Raw genomic sequence first — 21484 nt, forward strand, 5'->3', positions numbered from 1 at the left:
TCTCCTGCATATTTTCCCATGTAGCGCGAAGCCGTGCCGTCCCGCAAACGATGCGCGATTGCCAAGCGGGACAGACGCGAATAAGTCGGACTAAACCGAGACAAGGAGTGGGTTGATGGCGTTGCGGCTGATGCAGTATCGAGGGGCGGACGGGCAGCGGCGGGTGATCGCCGCCGACGACAGCGGCGCGCGCTTCGTCCGCGGCTTCGCCGATGTCCGCAGCCTGGCGCTGCACGCGATTCAAGCGGGCCAGTCGCTGGCCGAGGCGGTGGCGGCGGCGGGCAGCGACGGGGACGCCGATCCGGCGGCGGCGCTGGCGGCGGGCCATCTGCTCGCGCCGATCGACCATCCCGATGCCGCGCATCTGGTGCTGACCGGCACCGGCCTCACCCATCTCGGCTCGGCCGAGGGGCGCGACAAGATGCACCGCGATGCCGCGGCGGCCGAGCACAAGACCGATTCGATGCGGATGTTCCTGGAAGGCGTCGAGGGCGGCAAGCCGGGCGCGGGCGCGATCGGCCAGCAGCCGGAATGGTTCTACAAGGGCAATGGCCATCATCTCGTCGGTCCGGGCGAGACGCTGGCAATGCCCGGCTTCGCGCAGGACGGCGGCGAGGAGCCCGAGCTGGCCGGTATCTATCTGATCGGCCCTGACGGCACGCCGTTCCGCCTCGGCCTGTGCCTTGCCAACGAGTTCAGCGACCATGTGACCGAGCGGCACAATTACCTCTGGCTCGCGCATTCCAAGCTGCGCCAGGCGGCACTCGGGCCCGAGCTGCTCGTCGGCGAGGCGCCGAGCGACGTCCGCGGCACCAGCCGGATCGTGCGCGACGGCGCCACGCTGTGGGAAAAGCCGTTCCTCTCGGGCGAGAGGAACATGTCGCACAGCCTCGCCAATCTCGAGCATCACCATTTCAAATACGGCCTGTTCCGCCAGCCGGGCGACGTCCATGTCCATTTCTTCGGCACCGCGACGCTGTCGTTCAGCGACGGGGTGAAGACGGAAGTGGGCGACACGTTCGAGATCGCGGCGGCGCCGTTCACCCTGCCGCTGCGGAATCCGCTGGCGCAGGTGGAAGACGCTGGGATCGCGGCGGTGAAGCTACTTTGACCTGAAAATCCTCCCCGGCACGGGGAGGGGGACCATGCGCAGCATGGTGGAGGGGCCGCGCCGCAGGCGCGGTTGTCCTGTCCAAGTGATGAAGGGCAACCGCCGCTCGCGCGGCGGCCCCTCCACGACGCCGCTGTCGCGGCGTGGTCCCCCTCCCCGTGCCGGGGAGGATCTTCAGCCCTCTATCGCCACCACCGCGACCGACTTGGCCGGAAGCTCCAGCGTCACCGCACCCTTGGCAACGCTGCCGCGGATCGGCTTCGGCACCACCGCATTCGGCGCCTCGAAGCTGTTGACCGCATCCACCTTCGCCGCGGTCAGCACCTCGCCGGACGCGCGCTTCGCCGTGATCCCGGCGAACGTCACCGCCACCCGCGCCGGCTTGCCGGCATCGAGGTTGGTCACCGCCAGCCACAGCTTGCCGTCCTTGCCCCGCGCCGCGATCGCGTCGACGCGCGGCATCGTCACGCCGCCCTGGGTGTAGGTCCCCGCATCGAACGCCACCGGCACCGCCTGCGCATCCTGAAACGGCACGTACATGCGGAACACGTGATAGGTGGGCGTGAGGACCATCTTCTCCTTGTCGGTGAGGATCATCGCCTGGAGCACGTTGATCATCTGCGCGATGTTGGTCATCCGCACCCGGTCGGCATGGCGCGCGAAGATGTTGAGGTGCAGCGCGGCGATGATCGCGTCGCGGAGCGAGTTCTGCTGGTAGAGGAAGCCCGGGTTGGTGCCCGGCAGCGGCGCCAGCCACACGCCCCATTCGTCGACGATCAGCGGCACCTTCTTGTCGGGGTCGTACTTGTCCATGATCGCCGCATGCTTGGCGATCATCCCGTCCATCGCCAGCGCGGCCTTGACCAGCTTGGCATAGCCGGTCTCGTCGAAGCCGACGCTCGGATAGGAGGGCGGCCAGCCGCCGGTGGTATAGGCGTGCATGGACAGGCCTTCGATGTTCCACGCCCAGTCATGGCCCTTCCACGCCGCCATCACCGCTTCGGTATAGGTCGTGTCGCTGTCGTTGGGGCCCACCGCGATGCGCTGCATCGGCTCGGCGCCCTTCTCGCCCTGCACCGGATCGAGATTGTGGGTGAAGCGGGCGAAGCGCTTCATCAGGTCGATATAGGCGTCCGGCCGCATCGATCCGCCGCAGCCCCAGCTTTCGTTGCCCAGGCCGAGCCACTTGACCTTGTACGGCGCGACATGGCCGTTGGCCGCGCGTTCCTTGCCGGCGGTGGTGGAGGGGGCGGCGGTCATGTACGCAAGCCAGTCGGCGGCTTCCTGGATCGTGCCCGAGCCGACATTGACCGAGACATAGGCCTCGGCGCCCACCTGGTCGGCAAAGTCCATGAACTCGTCGGTGCCGAAGCTGTTGGGCTCGCCCGATCCGCCCCAGTTGGTGTTGACGCTGCTGCGGCGCTGCGCCTGCGGGCCGATGCCGTCGCGCCAGTGATATTCGTCGGCGAAGCAGCCGCCCGGCCAGCGCACCACCGGCACCTTGATCGCGCGGAGTGCCGCGACGACGTCCTTGCGGATGCCGCGGGTGTTGGGGATCGGCGACTCCTTCCCCACCCAGATGCCGCCATAGATGCCGCTGCCGAGATGCTCGGCGAACTGGCCGAAGATATGGCGGTCGATCACCGGCCCCGGCTTGGCGGCGGCGTCGACGGTGACGGTCACGTCCTGTGCAAGGACGGGGGCGGGCGCGAGCAGCAGTGCCGCGCTGCCAAGCAGTGTCTTTCGAAGCATGGATCCTCCCTGATCTTTTCTCAGGTGTGCCATGCCACGAATTCTACTCCGACTAAAGAGGCAGCGTTCAGAGCGGTGGCAGCGCCGGCGGCAGGACCCAGCGGGCGATAATCACCACCGCTGCGACCGCCGCGACGCCGAGCACCGCGACCAGCACGCGATTCGGCGACGGCCGGGTGCCGCTGGCGGCGAGCAGCGCCAGCCCGGCGGCGAGCATGCCCCAGACATGGTAGCGATAGTCCGAGGCGACGCCGACCACGCCGAACGCCAGCTCGGTGAGGATCGCGGAGAGCGCCAGCGTCACCGCGACGCCGCCCGCGCCGTCGCGTGCCGGCCAGCTGCAGAACAGCACGCCGAACGCCGCTGCGAACCACAGGATCGGCGCCCCCGCCGCGCTGCTCGCCAGCGTATAGCCCAGCTTCTGGAACCCGTTGACTCGTTTGTCGGGCGAGCCGAGGCCGAGCGTGTTGGGCTCGGAGCGCGCGAGCGGCCCGGTGCCGGGCATGGTGGCGGGCATCCACAGCCGCATTTCGCTGTTCCAATGCGCGATCCGGTGCCGGGCATAGGCGATCGGATGGGTGGCGATGGTCTCGATCCAGACGTTGCGCAGCCTGGCGCCGGGCGCGGCGCGCTGGAGGGTGTCGACGATATAGCCGCACGCCTTGTCGTCGCCGAGCGGATCCCACAGGATCGGGGTGAGGCAGCCCTTGGCCTCGGCGCGGCGCCACAGCTTTGCGGGCACCTGGGGTACCGCCTGCGGGCCGGCATGGTGGGCGATGCCGGCGAGATCGAACAGCGGCAGCGAGCGCTCGACGCCGCTAGGCGCGGCTTGGAGCAGGCGCTGGTTGATCGGCGCCAGCACGGCGATCACGGCGCCGGTCGCGGCGATGACCAGCACCAGCTGGAAGCGCGGCCGATCCCAGCGCCAGCCGCCGAGCAGCCCGAAGGCGAGCGGCACGGTGGCGAAGGCGGCGTTGAAGCGCACCAGCGTGGCATAGCCGAGCAGCACCAGCACCAGCGCTGCCGCCCAGAGCGGCAGCCGCCGGTCGTCGAGCCGCCACCAGCTCGCCAGCCCCACCGCGGCGAGGATCGCGCCCGCCATCTGCCCGTCCTTGAGCACCGCGATCTGCCAGCCGAGCACCGGCGGCCAGATGCCCAGCAGCAGCACGACCAGCGCCGCGATCGATTGCCTGCGCCGGGCGAGCGCCCCGGCGAACAGCGCCAGGCCGCTCCAGTAGAGCAGGACCTGCACCACGAACAACGGCGCCTGCCCGCGCCAGCCCAGCCCGTGGAAGATCGCCCAGAGCCGCGCCATCGCCGGCGGGTGCCAGTCGTCATACTGGCCGCGCAGCACCTGCTGATATTGCACCACGCTGTCATAGCTGGCGACGCCGGGCCAGAAGAAGGCGAGGGTCACGCCCGCCAGCAGCACCGCGACGATCACCGCCGACAATGCCTTGCGCCGGGTGCCGACCGGCCTGCGCTGCAACGCTCGCCCGCCCCGGCCACGCGGCGATCCGCCAAAGGCCTGGGAACGCGAGCGGTACATGGTCATCGAGCGGTTTTCCTGGCGGGCAAGGGCGGAGTGCGGCGCGACTCTAGGAGCGAACGCCGTGCGACGCCAGCGCACCCGCTCGCGCAACGAGGGCAGTTCGTCGGTCGAGCAAGTACATTGCCCAGAGTATACCGATAGATGTTTCCCTGTGATGCGAAGTGCGCAACGTGCTTGTTGCGAAGTAATGCAAGTAGCGTACAATGAATATGCGGAAGCGAGTCGTCGGTTCCGCGAGGTGGCATAACAACGATATAACAACCGTTAGGAGCAGGTTTGGCGATATTCGCCAGTCTGTTTGCATTCGTTTGCATTTCGTCCCGTCAATGCGCGGCAAGCGCTGGGGAAATGTATAATCTGGCAGGAGAGGAACAATGACGGTCTATGCGATCCAGAATCAATGGGGCGGCAGCGGCGCGCCCTGGCATGAAGGCGGCATCTTCAACATCGGCAACCGCACCGATCAGCGCCCGATCGCGCTGAAGATCCAGTCGGGCGACGGCGGGCAAAGCTTCACCGGCACGATGACCTATCAGGGCGAGGGCCCGATCGGTGTCCGCGCGACGCTGGTGACGACCAACAGCTATCGCGTCGAGAACCAGTGGGGCGGGCCCAATGCACCCTGGCACGATGCCGGCCTGTTCCTGCTCGGTGCGCGCAACGGCCAGAACGCGGTCGCCTTCGATCTCCACTCGAACGACCAGGGGCAGACGCTCAGCGGCACGATGCGCTACCAGGGCGAGGGCGATATCGGCGTCAAGGCGGCCGTGTCCGACGGCGTCGCCTATGATGCGCAGAACCAGTGGGGTGGCGACCAGGCGCCGCTGCATCCGGGCGGCCAATGGGTGCTCGGTTGCCGGCCGGACCAGCCGGTCGTCGCGCTCGACCTGTCGAGCGGCGATGCCGGCAAGACGCTGGCAGGCACGATTACCTACAAGGGCGAGGGCCCGATCGGCTTCCGCGGCACGCTGATCATGGCCAACACCTATAGCGTGGTGAACCAATGGGGCGGCAACGACCAGCCCTGGCATCCGGGCGGCACCTGGGTGCTGGGCTGCCGCACCAACCAGGGCGTGGTGGCGATCAACGCCAAGGGCAACGGCGTCGAGATCGACGGCACCATGACCTATCAGGGCGAGGGCCCGATCGGGCTGGAGTTGGAGCGCGCGTCGCAGCAGGCGCTCGCCGAGGCCTGAGGGCCGCGCCCGGCTTTCAAGTCGGGCTTGTCTCGGTGTGATCCCCCGCATCGAGGCCAGCAGGGCGGCGCGACGGCGCGGCCTGGAACGGCTCCGGCCCGGTGAGTGCCCGGGCCGGGGCTTGTTTTTTGGAAGGCGGGCGGCGCAAGGGGCGCCGCCGCCAGGTCAGATGTGCAATGCGCGGCCGTAGGCGCCGAGCACCGACTCGTGCATTGCCTCGCTGATCGTCGGGTGCGGGAACACCGTTTCCATCAGCTCGGCCTCGGTCAGCTCGCCGGTCTTGCCGATCGTGTAGCCCTGGATCATCTCGGTCACTTCCGCGCCGATCATGTGGGCGCCGAGCAGCTCGCCGGTCTTGGCGTCGAACACGGTCTTCACGAAGCCTTCCGGCTCGCCGAGCGCGATCGCCTTGCCGTTGCCGATGAACGGGAAATTGCCGACCTTGACCTGGTAGCCCGCTTCCTTGGCCTTGGCCTCGGTGAGGCCGACGCTGGCGATCTGCGGGTGGCAATAGGTGCAGCCCGGGATGTTGCGGACGTCCATCGCGTGCGGATGGCCGCCGTTGATCGCTTCCACCGCGATCACGCCCTCATGGCTGGCCTTGTGTGCGAGCCACGGCGGCGCGGTGACGTCGCCGATCGCCCAGAGACCGTCGACATTGGTGCGGCAGGCTGCGTCGGTGACGATATGGCCGCGCTCGGTCTTCACGCCCAGCGTCTCGAGGCCGATATTCTCGGTGTTCGGCACGATGCCGATCGCGACGATGACGTGGCTGAATTCCTCGACGGTGACCTTGCCGTCCTTGCCCTTGATCGACGCCTTCACGCCGCTCGCCGTCACGTCGAGCTTCTCGACGCCGGTCTGGGTGAGGATGGTCATCCCCTGCTTCTTGAACGCCTTCTCCAGATGCGCGGAGATATCCTTGTCTTCCACCGGCACGATCCGGTCGAGCATCTCGACGATCGTCACCTGCGAGCCCATGTCGTTGTAGAAGCTGGCGAACTCCACGCCGATCGCGCCCGAGCCGATGACCAGCAGCTTGGTTGGCATCTCGGACGGGGTCATCGCGTGGCGATAGGTCCAGATGCGCTTGCCGTCGGCCTTGGCGAAGGGCAGGTCGCGGGCGCGGGCGCCGGTCGCGACGATGATGTTCTTCGCCTCCAGGTCGGTCTTCTTGCCGTCCGCCGCGGTGACGGTCAGCTTGCCCTTCGCGGTGAGCACGCCGGTGCCCATGTGGACGGCAATCTTGTTCTTCTTCATCAGGTGCGTGACGCCCTGATTCAGCTGCTTGGCGACGCCGCGCGAGCGCTTCACCACCGCGTCCAGATCGGCGCTGATCTGGTTGGCGATCAGGCCGTAGTCCTTGGCGTGCTGCATGTAATGGAAGATCTCCGCCGAGCGCAGCAGTGCCTTGGTGGGGATGCAGCCCCAGTTGAGGCAGATGCCGCCGAGCAGCTCGCGCTCGACGATGGCGGTCTTCAGGCCCAGCTGGGCCGCCCGGATCGCCGCGACATAGCCGCCGGGGCCCGAGCCGAGAACGATGACGTCGTAGGATTCAGCCAAGACTTGCTTCCTTCTGCTCCCTTCCCATCGGCAGGGGAGGGCTGGGGAGTACATAATGCGGGGCCGGCGGATTGCATGGGCCGCCCGGCGTCCGCGGGTAGGTTACGCGATCTGTTCCACCGGCCGCGGGCGCTTCTCGGCGTCGATCGCGACGAACACGAAATGCGCCTGGGTGACGAGGCAGCTTTCCTCGACATGCCGGCCGCGGCGCCAGGCCTGGACCTCGATGGTCATCGAGGTGCGGCCGACCTTGACCAGCTCGGCATAGACCGAGACCTCGTCGCCGACCGCGACGGGGGAGTGGAACTTCATCCCCTCCACCGCCACCGTGACCGCCCGGCCGCGCGAATAGCGCGAGGCGAACAGCCCCGCCGCCATGTCCATCTGGCTCATCAGCCAGCCGCCGAAGATGTCGCCATAGGGGTTGGTGTCGGCCGGCATCGTCGTGACCCGGATCGCCGGCTGGCGGTCGGGCGGGCCGCCCTGTTGATCAATCATCGCGAGCGGCCTCCTTGTGTCCGTTCAGTCTGGCACGATCTTCGGCATAGGCCCGCCGCAGCGGACCGATGCCCATCGCCACCACCGCCACCATCGCGACATAGGCGACCAGCCAGATGTCGTGGGTGGCGCGGCGGTAGGACCAGGCGGCGAGCGACGCGATGATCCACGCCGCGATCAGGCCCGCGACGATGTGAAGCACCTCGATGAGAACGCGCACCGCCCGGCTCCGATCAGGCGATCATGCCCATCGGGGCTTCGACGAGTTCCTTGAAGATCTTCATCATCTCGGCCCCGTCGGCCCCGTCGATAGCGCGGTGGTCGAAGCTGCCGGTGGCGCTCATCACCGTCGCCACGCCGAGCGCGTCGTCGATGATGTACGGGCGCTTCTCGCCCGCGCCGATCGCCATGATCATGCCCTGCGGCGGGTTGATCACCGCCTCGAACTGCTTGATGCCGTACATGCCCATGTTGGACAGGCTGGCGGTGCCGCCCTGATATTCGTGCGGCTGCAGCTTGCCCTCGCGGGCGCGGGCGGCGAGGTCCTTCATCTCGGTCGCGATCGCCGAGACGCTCTTGTTCGCCGCGTCCTTGACGATCGGGGTGATCAGCCCGGTCGGGGTCGAGACCGCGACCGAGACGTCGGCGCGGCTGTACTTGATCAGCTTGTCGCCGGTGAAGGTGACGTTGCACTTGGGCGTACGCGCCAGCGCGACACCGAGCGCCTTGATCAGCAGATCGTTGACCGACAATTTCACGCCGCGCGCTTCGAGCGCCTTGTTGAGCTCACCGCGCAGCTTGAGCAGTGCATCGAGGCGGATGTCGACCGTGAGGTAGATGTGCGGGACGGTCTGCTTCGACTCGGTGAGGCGACGCGCGATCGTCTTGCGGATGTTCGAGAGCTTCTCTTCCTCGTGCGGGATCGAGTCGTCGAACCAGACGGCCTTGGTCTCGGCGGGTGCGGCGGGCGCGGCAGCCGGCGCTGCGCTGGCGGTCGGAGCGGCAGTGGTGGGGGCGGCAGCCGGGGCGGCGCCGGGCTTGGCGCCCTCGACGTCGGCCTTGACGATGCGGCCGTTCGGGCCCGATCCGGTCACGCCGGCGAGATCGACGCCCTTGTCGGCGGCGATGCGGCGCGCGAGCGGGCTCGCCTTGACGCGCGAACCCGAAGCGGCGGCGGGCTGCGCCGCCGGGGCGGGGGCCGGAGTCGGGGTGGGCGCAGGCGCGCTCGCGGCAGGCGCCGGGGTCGGGCTCGGCGCGGGGGCGGCGCTGGCGGACGACACGTCCTCGCCCTCGCCGGCGATCACCGCGATCACGGTACCCACCTTTACGTTATCGGTCCCTTCGGCGACCAGGATCTTCCCGATCACGCCTTCGTCGACCGCTTCGAATTCCATCGTCGCCTTGTCGGTTTCGATCTCGGCAAGCAGGTCGCCGGATTTCACCGTGTCGCCTTCCTTGACGAGCCACTTGGCAAGCGTGCCCTCCTCCATGGTGGGAGAAAGTGCCGGCATCTTGATTTCGATTCCCATGAAGGTTCCCGTCGTTGGTCCTGGGGGTGGCTGGCCCCTCCTTTGCCGCCGCAGTCCCTAGGGTCAAGCCCCGCTCTTGCGCTGCGGCCCGTGCCGGTCCACTGAACGGGAGACTTCGAGGAAGGCCCCCATGCGCACCTATCTTGTGGTGATCGACGATTCGCCCGAGGCCGAAATCGCGCTGCGCTTCGCCGCCAGGCGTGCCAGCAAGACCGGCGGAACCGTCGAAATCCTGGCGCTGATCCCGCCCGCCGAGTTCGTTCAATGGGGCGGTGTGATGGCGACGATCGAGGAGGAAGCCCGCGAACGCGCCGAGGCGCTGGTGATGCGGGCGGCGGGCACGCTGTTCGCCGAATCCGGCCTGACGCCCTCGATCACGGTGCGCGAGGGCGACGGGCCGAAGGTGGTGCGCGAGATGCTGGCGGCCAATGGCGACATCGCCGCTTTGGTGCTGGGCGCGGCGCCGAGCGGGCCGCCGGGCAAGCTGGTCGCGCACTTTACCGGCGCGGATTCGGGCAAGCTCACCGTGCCGGTGATGATCATCCCGGGCTCGCTCGACATGGATGCGATCGACCGACTGAGCTGAGTCGATTGACCGGCGCGGCCGGGCACGTCAGCATAAGCCCATGCGCATCCTCGCTCTTTTGTCGCTCGCCCTGCTCGCCACGCCTGCCGCCGCGCAGGACCGCCCCGATCCGCAGCGGCTGAAGGCCGCCGTCGAGAAACTGGTCAGCTTCGGCACGCGCCACACGCTTTCCGATCCGGACCATCCCATGCGCGGGATCGGCGCAGCCCGGCGCTGGTTCGGCGCTGAACTCACGAAGATCGGTGCGGCCTGCGGCGGTTGCATCGAGACCAGCGAGATCGCGCGGGAGTTCAAGGGCCCCCGGGCGCCGAACGGGGTCCGGATCGTCGACGTCCTCGGCATCCAGCGCGGCAGCGAGCCGGGCCGTGTCGTGATCGTGATGGGCCATATCGACAGTCGCGTCACCGACGTGATGAACGCCACCGCCGATGCCCCCGGCGCCAATGACGATGCCTCGGGCGTCGCGCTGGTGCTCGAATCGGCGCGGCTGCTCTCGAAGCAGAAGTTCAAGGCAACCATCGTCTATGCCGCGCTGTCGGGCGAGGAACAGGGGCTCTATGGCGGGCAGTTGCTGGCGGAGACGGCCAAGGAACGCGGCTGGACCGTCTCGGCGGTGCTCAACAACGACATTGTCGGCAACACGATCGGCCAAGACGGGCGCCGCGTGGCGGACCGGGTCCGCGTGTTTTCCGAAGGTGCGCGCGACTCCGAAAGCGTGGCGGAGGGCAAGGCGCGCCGTGCCGATGGCGGCGAGGATGACGGCCCCAGCCGCGCACTCGCCAAGGCGATCCGCGGGGTCGCGGCGGCGGATCCCCAGGGCCTCAAGGTACTGATGGTGCGCCGTCCGGACCGTTTCGGGCGCGGCGGCGACCATTCGCCCTTCCTGACGCTCGGCTATCCGGCGGTGCGCTTCTCGGTCGGCGTTGAGAATTACGATGCGCAGCACCAGGATCTGCGTACCGATGGCGGGAAGGTCTATGGCGACACCGTCGACCGGATGGACTTCCCCTATCTCGCCAAGGTCACCGCGCTCAACGTCGCGACGCTGCGCCGCCTCGCCAGCGCCCCCGCCGCGCCCGAGCCGGTGATCCTCAGCGGCGCGCTCGCCACCGATACCACGGTAAAATGGCCGGCGGTCGCCGGGGCGGCCAAGTACCGCGTCTATTGGCGGGCCGCAGACAGTGACGCGTGGACCAACCATGTCGATGTTGCCGGGGACAAGACCGAGACCGTGCTCGGGGGCATCATCGTCGACGACAGCTTCGTTGGCGTCGCGGCCGTTGCCGCCGACGGGGCGGAGAGCCTAGTCAGCTTCGGCGCGCGGCCGGTGCGCGAACGTTGAACCTTCGATCACAAGGGTTCATAGGGGCCGCCAGCGGGGGTCCATTTGTTGAAGAGTCGAGTTTGAGCATGGCAACCCATCCCGCTTCCGACGATCCCGCCACGCTGCTGGTGGTCGACGACGACCGCGACATCCGCCTGCTCCTCGCCAACAGCCTCGGCGCGCGCGGCTACCGCGTCGAGACGGCGTCGAGCGCACGCGACATGGACGTGATCCTCGAGAAGATGCCGGTCGACGTGGTGATCCTCGACGTGATGATGCCGGGCGAGGACGGGCTTTCCGCTTGCCGCCGCATCGCTACCGCCGACGGCCCCGACGTGATCCTGCTGAGCGCGCTGGGCGAGGAGCAGGACCGGATCCTCGGACTCGAGGTCGGCGCGGGCCATTATCTGCCCAAGCCGTGCAGCCCGCGCGAGATCCTTGCCACCGTGCGTGCGGCGCTGCGCAAGCGCGGCACCACCGCCGCGACGCCGCCGGCGGGCGACGTCTACACCTTCGAGGGCTGGCGGATCGACCTGGGCAGCCACGAGCTGTTCGATCCGGACGGCGTGCTGGTCGGCCTCACCGACGGCGAGTTCGCGGTGCTGCGCGTGTTCATCGAGCGTCCGCGCCGTGTGCTGACCCGCGAGGCGCTGCTCGCCGCCGCACGCGGTCCCGATTCGGACGCCTATGACCGCGCGATCGACGTGCAGGTCAGCCGGCTGCGGCGCAAGCTCCGCTCGGGTGCCGACGAGATCATCCGCACGGTGCGCAACGAAGGCTATCTGTTCGTCCCCCGCGTGACGCGCGCATGAGCAAGGGAACGGCGGCATCCCGCTCGCCGCTGTTCCTGCGCATCTTCGTGCGGATGCTGGCGTGCGTCGCGGTGGTCCAGCTGCTCAATTTCGGGTTGCTGTTCGCGATCCAGACGCCCAATCCGAAGCTCCATACGGTCGGCCAGATCGCCCAGGCCATGCGCAACCCCATGGCGGTGCCGGAGGGATTCGAAGTGCTGCGGGCACCCGCGGTGGAGCCCCAGCCCTGGAATCCCCGGGCCGAGCGGACCGAAGTCGCGCTGGCGACTGCGCTCGGCGTGCCCCGCGATCGGGTGATCCTGCGCTTCCCCGTCGGCTTTCTGCAACGTCCGCAGGTCTATAACCGCGCCGGCGTGCCGCCCGCGCCGGCCCCGGCCAGCGCCGCCGCTGCGCAGGACGTGATCGTGGCAGGGAGGTTCGAAGCCTCGCTCAAGCTGCCCGATGGCAGCTGGCGGACGGTGACGCCCGGCGAGGGGCTGGAGCCCTGGCGGCTCTTCGTCATCGCCTGGCTGGTCTTGTCGGCACTGGCTGCCGCGATCTTCGCCTGGGCGATGGCGCAGCGCTTCGCCCGGCCGATCGGCGCCTTTGCCCGTGCCGCCGAGCGGCTGGGCCGCGACCCGCGCGCGCCCCCGATCGAGCTCGATGGCCCCGCCGAGATCGCCGAGGCCGCCCGCGCGTTCAACGACATGCAGGCGCGGCTGAATCGTTATGTCGACGATCGCGCGACGATGATCGCGGCGGTGGCGCATGATCTGCGCACCCCGTTGATGCGGCTGGGACTGCGCGTCGAGGATGCCGATCCGGCGATCCGCGCCGCGTGCGAGGGCGACATCCGCGAGATGCAGGCGATGATCTCCGCCGTGATGGCCTATGTCCGCGACAGCAGCCGCATCGGCGTGCGCCGCCCGCTCGACCTGCGCTCGCTGGCCGAAACGGTGGTCGACGACGCGGCGGACCGCGGCGCGGATGTCAGCCTGGAACTGGGCGATCCCGTCGTGATCGAGGCGGACCCGGTGGCGCTCAAGGCGATGCTCGCCAATCTCGTCGGCAACGCGGTCAAATATGCCGGCGGTGCGGAACTGCTGCTGTCGGCGCGCGACCACGAGGCGGTGATCGCGGTGCGCGATCGTGGGCCGGGCATCGCCGACGAGGACATGGAGCGCGTGTTCGACCCCTTCTTCCGCGGCGAGCGTTCGCGCAACCGCGATACCGGCGGCATGGGGCTGGGCCTCGCCAGCGCCCGGGCGACCGCGCGGGCGCATGGCGGCGACATCACGCTGCACCGGCGCAGCGGCGGCGGGCTGTGCGCCACCGTCACGCTTCCGCTTTGATTTCAATCGTTTCCATCTACGACCCCGAGACGCTGGCCCGCCCCTTCCATTGTTGATACCGCTGTCGGCCGTGCGGCACGCAACGCCGCCGGGGACGAGGAGGAGGATCATGGGAACGCGACGCGACGTGCTCGGCGGGATCGGCGCCGGGGTCTTCGCCAGTGCGCTCGGCGGATCGGCACAGGCCGCGCCCAAGCGCAAGCTCGGCTATGCGGTGGTCGGCCTGGGCTATTACGCCACCAGGCAGATCATGCCCAACCTCAAGGACTGCGAGTTCGCCGAACTCAAGGCGCTGGTGAGCGGCACGCCTGCCAAGCTGGAGAAATACGGCGCCGAATACGGCATCCCCAAGACCCACCAATACAGCTACGAGACGTACGACCGGATCCGCGACAATCCGGACATTGACATCGTCTATGTCGTGCTGCCCAACTCGATGCACGCCGAATACACGATCCGCGCGCACCAGGCCGGCAAGCATGTGATGTGCGAAAAGCCGATGGCGGTCTCGGTCGCCGAATGCCAGGCGATGATCGCCGCCGCCAAGAAGGCCGGCAAGAAGCTGATGATCGGCTATCGCTGCCATTTCGAGCCGTACAATCTCAAGGCGATCGAGACGGTGAAGTCGGGCGCGCTCGGCAAGCCGACGCTGATCTTCGCCGAGCACGGCTTCTATGCGGGGCCCAACCAGTGGCGGCTCGACAAGGCGCTGTCCGGCGGCGGATCGATGATGGACATCGGCATCTACAGCCTCAATGCGGCGCGCTATCTTTCCGGCGAGGAGCCGGTCGAGGTCAGCGCGATGGAGTACACCGATCGCAGCGATCCGCGCTTCAAGACGGTGGAGGACCGCATCGACTGGCAGTTGCGCTTCCCCAGCGGGCTGATCGCCGATTGCGTGTCGAGCTACAGCTCGAACCACAATCACTATCGCGTCACCGGCCGGAAGGGCTGGGTCGAGCTCGAGCCCGCCACCAACTATGAGGGCCAGGAGATGTGGACCCGGCTGGAGGGCAAGCGCGAGCAGGTGGTGCTGCCCAAGCCGGCCAAGAACCAGTTCGTCCGCCAGCTCGATCACCTGCCCGAATGCATCATGAGCGGGCGCGAGCCGATCGTCTCGGGCGAGGAAGGGCTGCGCGACATGCGGTTGATCGAGGCGATCTACCGCGCGGCGCGCGAACACCGGGCGATCACGCTGGCATGAAGCACGTACCCATGAATCGTCGGAACGTTCTGGCGGCGGGCGCAATGCTCGCCGCTTCCGCCTGGACCCCGCTGGCCCGCGCCGCCCGGCCGCTGGGCGCCGACCACCGCGCCCGCATCCAGGCGCTGCTCGGCCAGATGACGCTCGCCGAGAAGGTCGGGCAGATGAACCAGATCGCCGGCGGGCGGCAGAAGTCGCTCAACTCGAAGCTCGACGCGGCGATGCTCGACCGGGTGCGCAAGGGCGAGATGGGCTCGTTCCTCCATGTCGCCGGGGCCGAGCCGCTGCGCGACCTGCAGCGCGTCGCGGTGGAGGAATCGCGGCTCAAGATTCCGCTGCTGTTCGCGATGGACGTGATCCATGGCTATCGGACGATCCTGCCGGTGCCGCTGGCGCTGGCAGCCAGCTGGGACCCCAAGGTCGCCGAACAGGCCGCGCGGATCGCGGCGGAAGAGGCCTGGGCGGCGGGGCTGCACTGGACCTTCACCCCGATGGTCGACGTCGCGCGCGACCCCCGCTGGGGCCGGGTGGTCGAGGGTGCGGGCGAGGACGCCTATCTCGGCAGCCGCATCGCCGAGGCGCAGGTCGCCGGCTTCCAGGGCGCCGATCTGGGCGAGGGCAGGCGGATGATGGCCTGCGCCAAGCATTTCGTCGGCTATGGCGCGGCCGAGGGCGGTCGCGACTATGACAGCGCCGAGGTGGGGCCGCGAACGCTCAACGAAGTCTATCTGCCGCCCTTCCATGCTGCCGCACGGGCAGGCGCGGGCAGTTTCATGACCGCGTTCAACGCGCTCGACGGCGTACCGATGACCGCCAATGCCGAGCTGGTGCGCGGCTTCCTGCGCGCCCAGTGGCACTATCAGGGGCTGGTGGTGAGCGACTGGAACGCGATCCGCGAGCTGGTCAACCACGGCATCGCCGCCGATGCGCGCGAAGCCGCGGTGCTGGCGCTCAAGGCGGGCGTCGACATGGACATGGCGAGCGGCAGCTACGCCACCTACCTCGCCGAAGCCGCGACCGCCGATGCGAGCCTCGTGCCGCTCATCGACGAGTCGGTCGGCCGCATCCTCGCCGCCAAGGCGCGGCTGGGGCTGTTCGACGATCCCTATGGCTTCGGCGATCCCGCGCGCGACAAGGCGCCGCTGCGGCGGACCGAGGCGCGCGATCTCGCCAAGCGCTCGTTGGTGCTGCTGCGCAACGACGGCGCGGTGCTGCCGCTCAAGCCGGGCGCCAGGCTCGCGCTGATCGGCGCGCTGGCGGACGATGCCTCCTCGGCGATCGGTTCGTGGCGCGCACGCGGACAGGCGACCGACGCGGTGACGCTCAAGGCTGCGCTGGCGGGGGCCGACTATCAGCCGGGCACCGATGTCGCGGCGGCGGTCGAGGCGGCCAAGCGCGCCGACATCGTGCTCGTGGCGCTTGGCGAGGATTTCAACCGCACCGGCGAGGCGCGCAGCTATGCGGAGATCGGTCTCCCCGAGGGTCAGGCGGCGCTGCTGGAGGCGCTGAAAGCCACCGGCAAGCCGATCGTCGCGATCCTCATGGGGGGCCGCCCGCTGGCGCTCGAGCGCGAGCTGACCGGGGTGCCTGCCGTGCTGCAGACCTGGCTGCTCGGTATCGAGAGCGGCCCCGCGATCGCGGAGATCCTTACCGGCAAGGCCGCGCCCGGCGGTCGCCTGCCGATCGGCATGCCGCGCCGGACGGGCCAGTCGCCGCAGAGCTACGCCCATCTGCCCACCGGCCGCCCGGCCAATCCGGACTTGGCGGTGGACAGCGCGCGCTATCACGACACCGAGATCGGCCCGCTCTTCGCCTTCGGGCATGGCCTTACCTATGGCGAGATCGCCTATGGCCCGCTGAGCCTCAGCGCCGAAACCGTCGCCCCCGGCGGCCGCATCACGGCATCGGTGCAGGTCACCAATCGCGGCACGATGGCGGTGGACGAGGTGGTGCAGCTCTACGCCAACGATCCCGTCGCCGCGGTCTCGCGGCCGGTGGCGGAGCTGCGCGGTTTCGCGCGCGTGCCGCTCAAGCCGGGCCAGAGCCGCACCGTCCGCTTCACCCTGAGCCCCGAGCAATTCGCCTTCTGGCGCGACGGCAAGTGGATCGTCGAGGCGGGCGACATCCGGCTGATGGCCGGTGCCTCCTCGGTCGATCTGAAGAGCGAAGCCAGGTTCCGCATCACCGCCGGCGCGGAGGGGCAGGTGCCTGCCGCCTCGCTCGCAACCAAGGTGGAGATCGCGTGATGGGCGAGCCCTGGCATACGCTGCTCATCGTCGCGGGCAGCATCGCGACCGTCATCCTCTTGGTGCTGCGCCTCAAGCTCCAGCCCTTCGTCGCGCTGCTGCTGGTGGCGCTGGCGACCGGCCTCGTCTTCGGCAACGATCCCCAGGCGGTGATCGCCGCGATCCGCAAGGGCACGGGCGAGGCGCTCGGTTCGGTCGCGGTGGTAATCGGGCTCGGCGCAGTGCTGGGCGGCATGCTCGAAGCCTCGGGCGGCGTGCAGGCGATCGCGCGGCGGCTGCTCGACCTGTTCGGGCAGAAGCGCGTCCCCTGGGCGCTCACCGCGATCGGTATCATCATCGGCGTGCCGCTGTTCTTCGACGTCGCCTTCATCATCCTCGCGCCGCTGCTCACCACGCTGGCGGTGCGGGCCGAGCGGCGCGTCACCTATTTCGCGCTGCCGCTGCTCGCGGGCCTGATGACGATGCACGCGCTGCTGCCGCCGCATCCGGGGCCGGTCGCGGTCGCCGAGCTGCTCCACACCGACTATGGGCGGATGGCGCTCTATGGCCTGATCTGCGGCATCCCCTCGGCGATCCTTGCGGGCCCCGTCTTCGCCAAGCTGGCGCATGGTGCGCCGGGCTATGGCGCGATCGGCGCGCCGCCGATGCTCGACGAAGGCGCGCCGCAGACCAATGCGGTCGGCTTCGGCCCCGCGCTCGCCGCGATGCTGCTGCCGCTGGCGCTGATCCTGATCGGCACGGTGGCGAGCGAGGCGATGGCGCCGGGGCTGGCGCGCTCCACGCTCGTCTTTCTCGGCCATCCCTTCACGGCGCTGATCCTGGCGGTGCTGGGCGCGATGGCGTGGCTGCGCTTCGTCGCGGGCGCGGGGTTCGAGACGCTGTCCAAGATCAGCACCCGCGCGCTGGAGCCGGCAGGCCTGATGGTGCTGATCATCGGCGCGGGTGCGGCGTACAAGGAAGTGCTGATCGACTCGGGCGCGGGCAAGCAGATCACCATGGCGGTGCAGGCGGCGCAGGTTTCGATCCCGGTCTTCGCCTTCCTGCTCTCCGCCTTCGTCCGGGTGGCGCAGGGCTCGGCGACGGTCGCGATGGTCACCGCCGCTGGCTTGGCCGCCCCGCTGATCGGCGCGGCGGGGCTGGGGCCGGACCGGATCGCGCTGGTCACCGTCGCGATCGGATCGGGCGCGACCATCGCGAGCCATGTCAACGACACCGGCTTCTGGCTGGTGAAGCAGTATCTTGGCCTCACCGAAGCGCAGACCTTTCGCAGCTGGACCATCGGTGCCACCATCGCGGGACTGACCAGTTTCGCCATGGCGCTGCTGCTATGGCCGTTCGTCTGAGGGGGATTTCGATGCTCGCCACCACCCGCCGCACCCTGTTGGGCGGCCTTGCCGCGCTGCCGCTGCTGCCGGGCATCGCCCGCGCGGCGGGGGCGGGGGCGGGGACGATCACGCGGCTCGATCCCGAGCTGGATGCCCTGCTCGACGTCGAGTCGCCGCTCGAGGTGATTGCCAGCGGCATCCAATGGGCCGAGGGGCCGGTATGGATCCGCGACGGCGCGGTGACCGGCGGCGCATCGGGCGGGGCGAGCGCGTTCGATCGCAGCTATCTGCTCTTCTCCGACGTGCCGGCGAACATCGCCTATCGCTGGGACGGCAAGGAGACCAAGCCGTTCCTCGTGCCCTCGGGGCTCGCCGGGCCGATCCCCAAGGGCGTGCGCGAGGCAGGATCGAACGGCATGATCCAGGGGCGCAAGGGCGAACTGCTGATCGCGGACAGCGGGACCCGCGCGATCGCGGCGGTGGACCTGGAGACCAAGGAAAAGACGATCCTTGCCGGCAAATATGACGGCAAGCGGTTCAACAGCTGCAACGACCTGGTCCAGGCGAAGAACGGCGCGATTTACTTCACCGATCCGCCCTATGGCTTCACCGAGGGCGACCAGTCGCCGCTGAAGGAGCTGCCGTTCAACGGCGTGTACCGGCTCGACACCAACGGCACGGTGCACCTGATCGAATCGAAGCTCACCCGGCCCAACGGCATCGGCCTCTCGCCCGACCAGCGGACGCTCTACGTCTCGGTGTCGGACGATGCCGCGCCCTACACCTGGGCCTATTCGCTGGGCGAGGATGGTCTGGTGACGGGCCGGAAGATCTTCCTCGATCACCGCGCCGGCACCGCGGCGGGGCTCCAGGGCCATGCCGACGGGATGAAGGTGGCGGCGAGCGGGCATCTCTATGCCAGCGGGCCCGGCGGCATCCATGTCGTGGCGCCGGACGGGCGGCGGCTGGGGCTGATCTCGACGGGCAAGAAGGCGGCGAATTGCTGCTTCGGCGAGGACGGCAAGACGCTGTTCATCACTTCCAGCGACGAGGTGTTCCGCCTCCGCCTGCGCGCCTCCGGCTGGTAAGCGGCGACCGCCCGGCGTAGAGCCGGGGCGATGTCGCAAGCCGAAGCCATCCCCGCCGCCACCGTGATCGTGATGCGCGAGGTGGCGGGCGGGCCGCCCGAGCTGCTGATGGTCGAGCGCTCGCGGGCGATGGCGTTCGCGGGCGGCGCGCTGGTGTTTCCCGGCGGCCGGATCGATCCCGGCGATCATCTGCTGACCGACTGCCATGACGATGCCGCGGCCCGAGTCGCGGCGATCCGCGAGACGATCGAGGAGGCGGGGCTGGCGCTGGGGCTCCGCTGTGCCCCTGGTACGCTGGCAACGATCCGCGCCGCGCTCCATGCCGGTGAACCCTTTGCGCAACTGCTGACGGAGGCCGGGCTGGCGCTGGATCTGGACGCGCTGGTGCCCTTCGCCCGCTGGCTCCCCTACGGCCTGCCGCACCGGGTGTTCGACACCCGCTTTTATCTCGCCCGCGCGCCCGAGGGGGTCGCGCCGGAGGTCGACGGCAGCGAGAATGTCCGGCTGTGCTGGATCACTGCGCGGGGCGCGCTGGACCTCGCCGATCGCGGCGAGGCGATGGTGATCTATCCCACCCGGCGCAATCTGGAACGGCTGGCGCTCTTCGACGGTTTCGACTCGGCCATGGCCCATGCCCGCCGCTTTCCGATCGAGCCGATCACCCCCTTCGTCGAGTCGCGGGGCGGCGTCGACTGGCTGTGCATCCCGGAGGGGCTCGGCTATCCCGTCACGGCCGAGCGGATGGACCGCGCGGTGCGGGCGTGAGGGCGCTCAAGCAGACCGTCTGGGTGCTGCTGGTCTTCGCGCTGATCGCCGGCGGGGCGCTGCTCCTGCTGATGTGGACGCGCAGCCGGCCGCAGGACGTGCCCTGGACCCCGCTCGACCTGTCGCAGCCGATCGGCGCCTTTACCGGGCGCAAGCTGGCGGGGCTGGGAAGCGATGACGGCCAGTGCCGGGCGCTGCTCACCCGGGCGGGCGTGCGCTACGAGAAGCTGGCGCCGGTGCCGCGGCGGGGCGAATGCGGCTATGCCAACGGCGTGCGCTTCACGTCAGGTGGCGCGCGGACGATCGCGTTCAGCCCGGCGTCGCTCGGCACCGCCTGTCCGGTGGCGGTGGGGCTGGCGCTGTGGGAATGGAACATCGTCCAGCCGGAGGCGCAGAAGCATTTCGGCTCGCGCGTCGTGCGGATCGAGCATTTCGGCAGCTATTCGTGTCGCCGCATGTACGGCCGCACCACCGGCGACTGGAGCGAGCACGCCAAGGCGAATGCGGTCGACATCGCGGCCTTCGTCCTCGCCGACGGGCGGCGGGTGAGCGTGCTGGGTGACTGGAAGGGGGAAGGCGACAAGCCTGCCTTCCTGCGTGCGGTGCGCGACGGCGCCTGCCGGCTGTTCGCGACGGTGCTGTCGCCCGACTATAATGCCGCCCACCGCGACCACCTCCATCTCGACCAGGCTGCACGCGGCGAGATGGGGTGGCGGGCGTGTCGCTAGCCGATCAGTTCGGCAGGGCGTTGGTGTCGATCTTCTCGACCCATTGCGGGAAGAAGCTCGGCTGGCGGTTCGACCAGCCCGAGGCGGTCGCCGCGGCTTCGCTGATCGACTGGAGCAGCTTGCGGCGCAGGTCCGGGTGGAGGTGCGGCAGCGCCGAGGCCGAGCAGAAGGCCGCCGGCAGCCACGGCCGCACTTCCGCGCCGAGCAGCCGCTCGTAGAGGAAGCGATAGGAGGAGAAGCTGGTCAGCCGGCCCTGGCCGAGGTCGAACGCCGAGAGCGTCACCAGCGGTGCCATGAACGGCTCGATCCCGCCCAGGTCGCTGTCGCTCGGCATCATTGCGCGGATGTCCTTGAGGCGCTCGTAGATGCGCGCCTGGGCGCGGATGCTGGCGGCTTCGACCACGTCGCGCGACCAGCGCGAAAGCGCGTCGTCGCGCTCCAGGCCCACGTCGAGCGACCGGCGCACATAGCGCTGGGTGCCGGCGGCAAAGCCCGCGAACTCCTTCATTTCTGCCAGCGTCATCGCACCTTCGGCCGGTTTTGCTCGTGCAGCCATCGTAACGTCTCCCGCTCGGGTTCCTTCTGCCCGGTAGAGAGGATCATGCTCCGCACTGGTTAACGCAGAGCTTAATGACCCCCTCCGTATCCCCACGAGCATTGGACCCTAAAATGTGCTGCGACGCAACATTGGTTTGCGACGAAGCGATGACGCTAAGGGAACTTCCTTAGGCTTCTGAATTCACGCCGTATTTTCCCTTATGGTCTCGCCCGTATCTCAGATTGGGCAATCGGTTGCGCACCGCGCGGCACGATGGGTTTTCGGGCCGGTTCCGCCGTTCAGAAACCGTTCAGCGCACCTCGTCGGCGCATTCCA

The 21484-nt window shown here is 69.0% G+C and carries 19 protein-coding genes; 12 read left to right on the forward strand and 7 right to left on the reverse strand.

What is annotated here, in order from left to right; all coding sequences use genetic code 11:
• Positions 1-115 precede the first annotated feature (115 nt).
• Positions 116-1111, forward strand: coding sequence for an AraD1 family protein (gene araD1, locus GGR89_RS15085; RefSeq protein WP_125976348.1), 996 nt, complete (start codon positions 116-118; stop codon positions 1109-1111).
• A gap of 174 nt (positions 1112-1285) precedes the next feature.
• Here the strand turns inward: araD1 and GGR89_RS15090 are convergent, their stop codons facing one another.
• Positions 1286-2863: an alpha-N-arabinofuranosidase gene (locus GGR89_RS15090; protein ID WP_125976350.1), complete on the reverse strand. Its 1578-nt coding sequence runs from the start codon at positions 2861-2863 to the stop codon at positions 1286-1288.
• 67 nt (positions 2864-2930) lie between these two features.
• Positions 2931-4352 carry a hypothetical protein gene (locus tag GGR89_RS15095; protein ID WP_241213228.1) on the reverse strand — a complete coding sequence of 474 codons (1422 nt, stop codon included), beginning with the start codon at positions 4350-4352 and terminating at the stop codon, positions 2931-2933.
• A 437-nt stretch (positions 4353-4789) separates the two neighbouring features.
• On the opposite strand from GGR89_RS15095, the gene GGR89_RS15100 reads away from it, so the two are divergent.
• Positions 4790-5611, forward strand: coding sequence for a lectin OAA family protein (locus GGR89_RS15100; protein WP_125976352.1), 822 nt, complete (start codon positions 4790-4792; stop codon positions 5609-5611).
• 165 nt (positions 5612-5776) lie between these two features.
• Here the strand turns inward: GGR89_RS15100 and lpdA are convergent, their stop codons facing one another.
• The 4 genes from lpdA to GGR89_RS15120 form a co-directional block, all read right to left on the reverse strand.
• The gene (lpdA, locus tag GGR89_RS15105; RefSeq protein ID WP_125976354.1) at positions 5777-7174 is read right to left on the reverse strand and encodes a dihydrolipoyl dehydrogenase; all 1398 of its coding nucleotides are present in this window, start codon (positions 7172-7174) and stop codon (positions 5777-5779) included.
• Between the two features lie 102 nt (positions 7175-7276).
• The gene (locus GGR89_RS15110) at positions 7277-7672 is read right to left on the reverse strand and encodes an acyl-CoA thioesterase (RefSeq protein ID WP_125976356.1); all 396 of its coding nucleotides are present in this window, start codon (positions 7670-7672) and stop codon (positions 7277-7279) included.
• The gene (locus GGR89_RS15115) at positions 7665-7892 is read right to left on the reverse strand and encodes a hypothetical protein (protein WP_121073802.1); all 228 of its coding nucleotides are present in this window, start codon (positions 7890-7892) and stop codon (positions 7665-7667) included. Before GGR89_RS15115 ends, GGR89_RS15110 begins: the two co-directional genes overlap by 8 nt.
• A 13-nt stretch (positions 7893-7905) precedes the next feature.
• Positions 7906-9201 (reverse strand): pyruvate dehydrogenase complex dihydrolipoamide acetyltransferase, encoded by a 1296-nt coding sequence (locus GGR89_RS15120; protein WP_126000976.1) that lies wholly within the window; start codon positions 9199-9201, stop codon positions 7906-7908.
• Between the two features lie 130 nt (positions 9202-9331).
• Between GGR89_RS15120 and GGR89_RS15125 the strand changes: the two genes are divergently transcribed.
• From GGR89_RS15125 to GGR89_RS15170, 10 genes are all read left to right on the forward strand, one after another.
• Positions 9332-9787 (forward strand): universal stress protein, encoded by a 456-nt coding sequence (locus GGR89_RS15125; protein ID WP_125972192.1) that lies wholly within the window; start codon positions 9332-9334, stop codon positions 9785-9787.
• Positions 9788-9827: 40 nt separating this feature from the next.
• A complete protein-coding gene (locus tag GGR89_RS15130; protein ID WP_125972194.1) occupies positions 9828-11129 on the forward strand; it encodes a M28 family metallopeptidase in 1302 nt (433 codons plus the stop codon).
• A gap of 68 nt (positions 11130-11197) precedes the next feature.
• Positions 11198-11923, forward strand: coding sequence for a response regulator (locus GGR89_RS15135; RefSeq protein WP_125972196.1), 726 nt, complete (start codon positions 11198-11200; stop codon positions 11921-11923).
• Positions 11920-13254: an ATP-binding protein gene (locus GGR89_RS15140; RefSeq protein ID WP_125972198.1), complete on the forward strand. Its 1335-nt coding sequence runs from the start codon at positions 11920-11922 to the stop codon at positions 13252-13254. The genes GGR89_RS15135 and GGR89_RS15140 overlap by 4 nt, the downstream gene beginning before the upstream one ends.
• 109 nt (positions 13255-13363) lie before the next feature.
• Positions 13364-14458: a Gfo/Idh/MocA family protein gene (locus GGR89_RS15145; protein ID WP_125972200.1), complete on the forward strand. Its 1095-nt coding sequence runs from the start codon at positions 13364-13366 to the stop codon at positions 14456-14458.
• Positions 14459-14469: 11 nt separating this feature from the next.
• The gene (locus GGR89_RS15150) at positions 14470-16704 is read left to right on the forward strand and encodes a glycoside hydrolase family 3 N-terminal domain-containing protein (protein WP_125972202.1); all 2235 of its coding nucleotides are present in this window, start codon (positions 14470-14472) and stop codon (positions 16702-16704) included.
• Positions 16704-18047, forward strand: coding sequence for a GntT/GntP/DsdX family permease (locus GGR89_RS15155; RefSeq protein WP_125972204.1), 1344 nt, complete (start codon positions 16704-16706; stop codon positions 18045-18047). The genes GGR89_RS15150 and GGR89_RS15155 overlap by 1 nt, the downstream gene beginning before the upstream one ends.
• Before the next feature lie 11 nt (positions 18048-18058).
• Positions 18059-19117, forward strand: a complete 1059-nt coding sequence (locus GGR89_RS15160; RefSeq protein WP_125972206.1) for an SMP-30/gluconolactonase/LRE family protein — start codon at positions 18059-18061, stop codon at positions 19115-19117.
• Between the two features lie 30 nt (positions 19118-19147).
• Entirely contained in the window at positions 19148-19882 is a 735-nt protein-coding gene (locus tag GGR89_RS15165) for an NUDIX hydrolase (protein WP_125972208.1), read from the forward strand.
• Positions 19879-20610, forward strand: coding sequence for an extensin-like domain-containing protein (locus GGR89_RS15170; RefSeq protein ID WP_125972209.1), 732 nt, complete (start codon positions 19879-19881; stop codon positions 20608-20610). The genes GGR89_RS15165 and GGR89_RS15170 overlap by 4 nt, the downstream gene beginning before the upstream one ends.
• A gap of 4 nt (positions 20611-20614) precedes the next feature.
• On the opposite strand, the gene GGR89_RS15175 is transcribed toward GGR89_RS15170, so the two are convergent.
• Positions 20615-21166 carry a hypothetical protein gene (locus tag GGR89_RS15175; RefSeq protein ID WP_125972211.1) on the reverse strand — a complete coding sequence of 184 codons (552 nt, stop codon included), beginning with the start codon at positions 21164-21166 and terminating at the stop codon, positions 20615-20617.
• Between the last annotated feature and the right edge of the window lie 318 nt (positions 21167-21484).

Origin of the sequence: Sphingomonas trueperi (assembly GCF_011927635.1) — a bacterium.
Lineage (GTDB): Bacteria > Pseudomonadota > Alphaproteobacteria > Sphingomonadales > Sphingomonadaceae > Sphingomonas > Sphingomonas trueperi.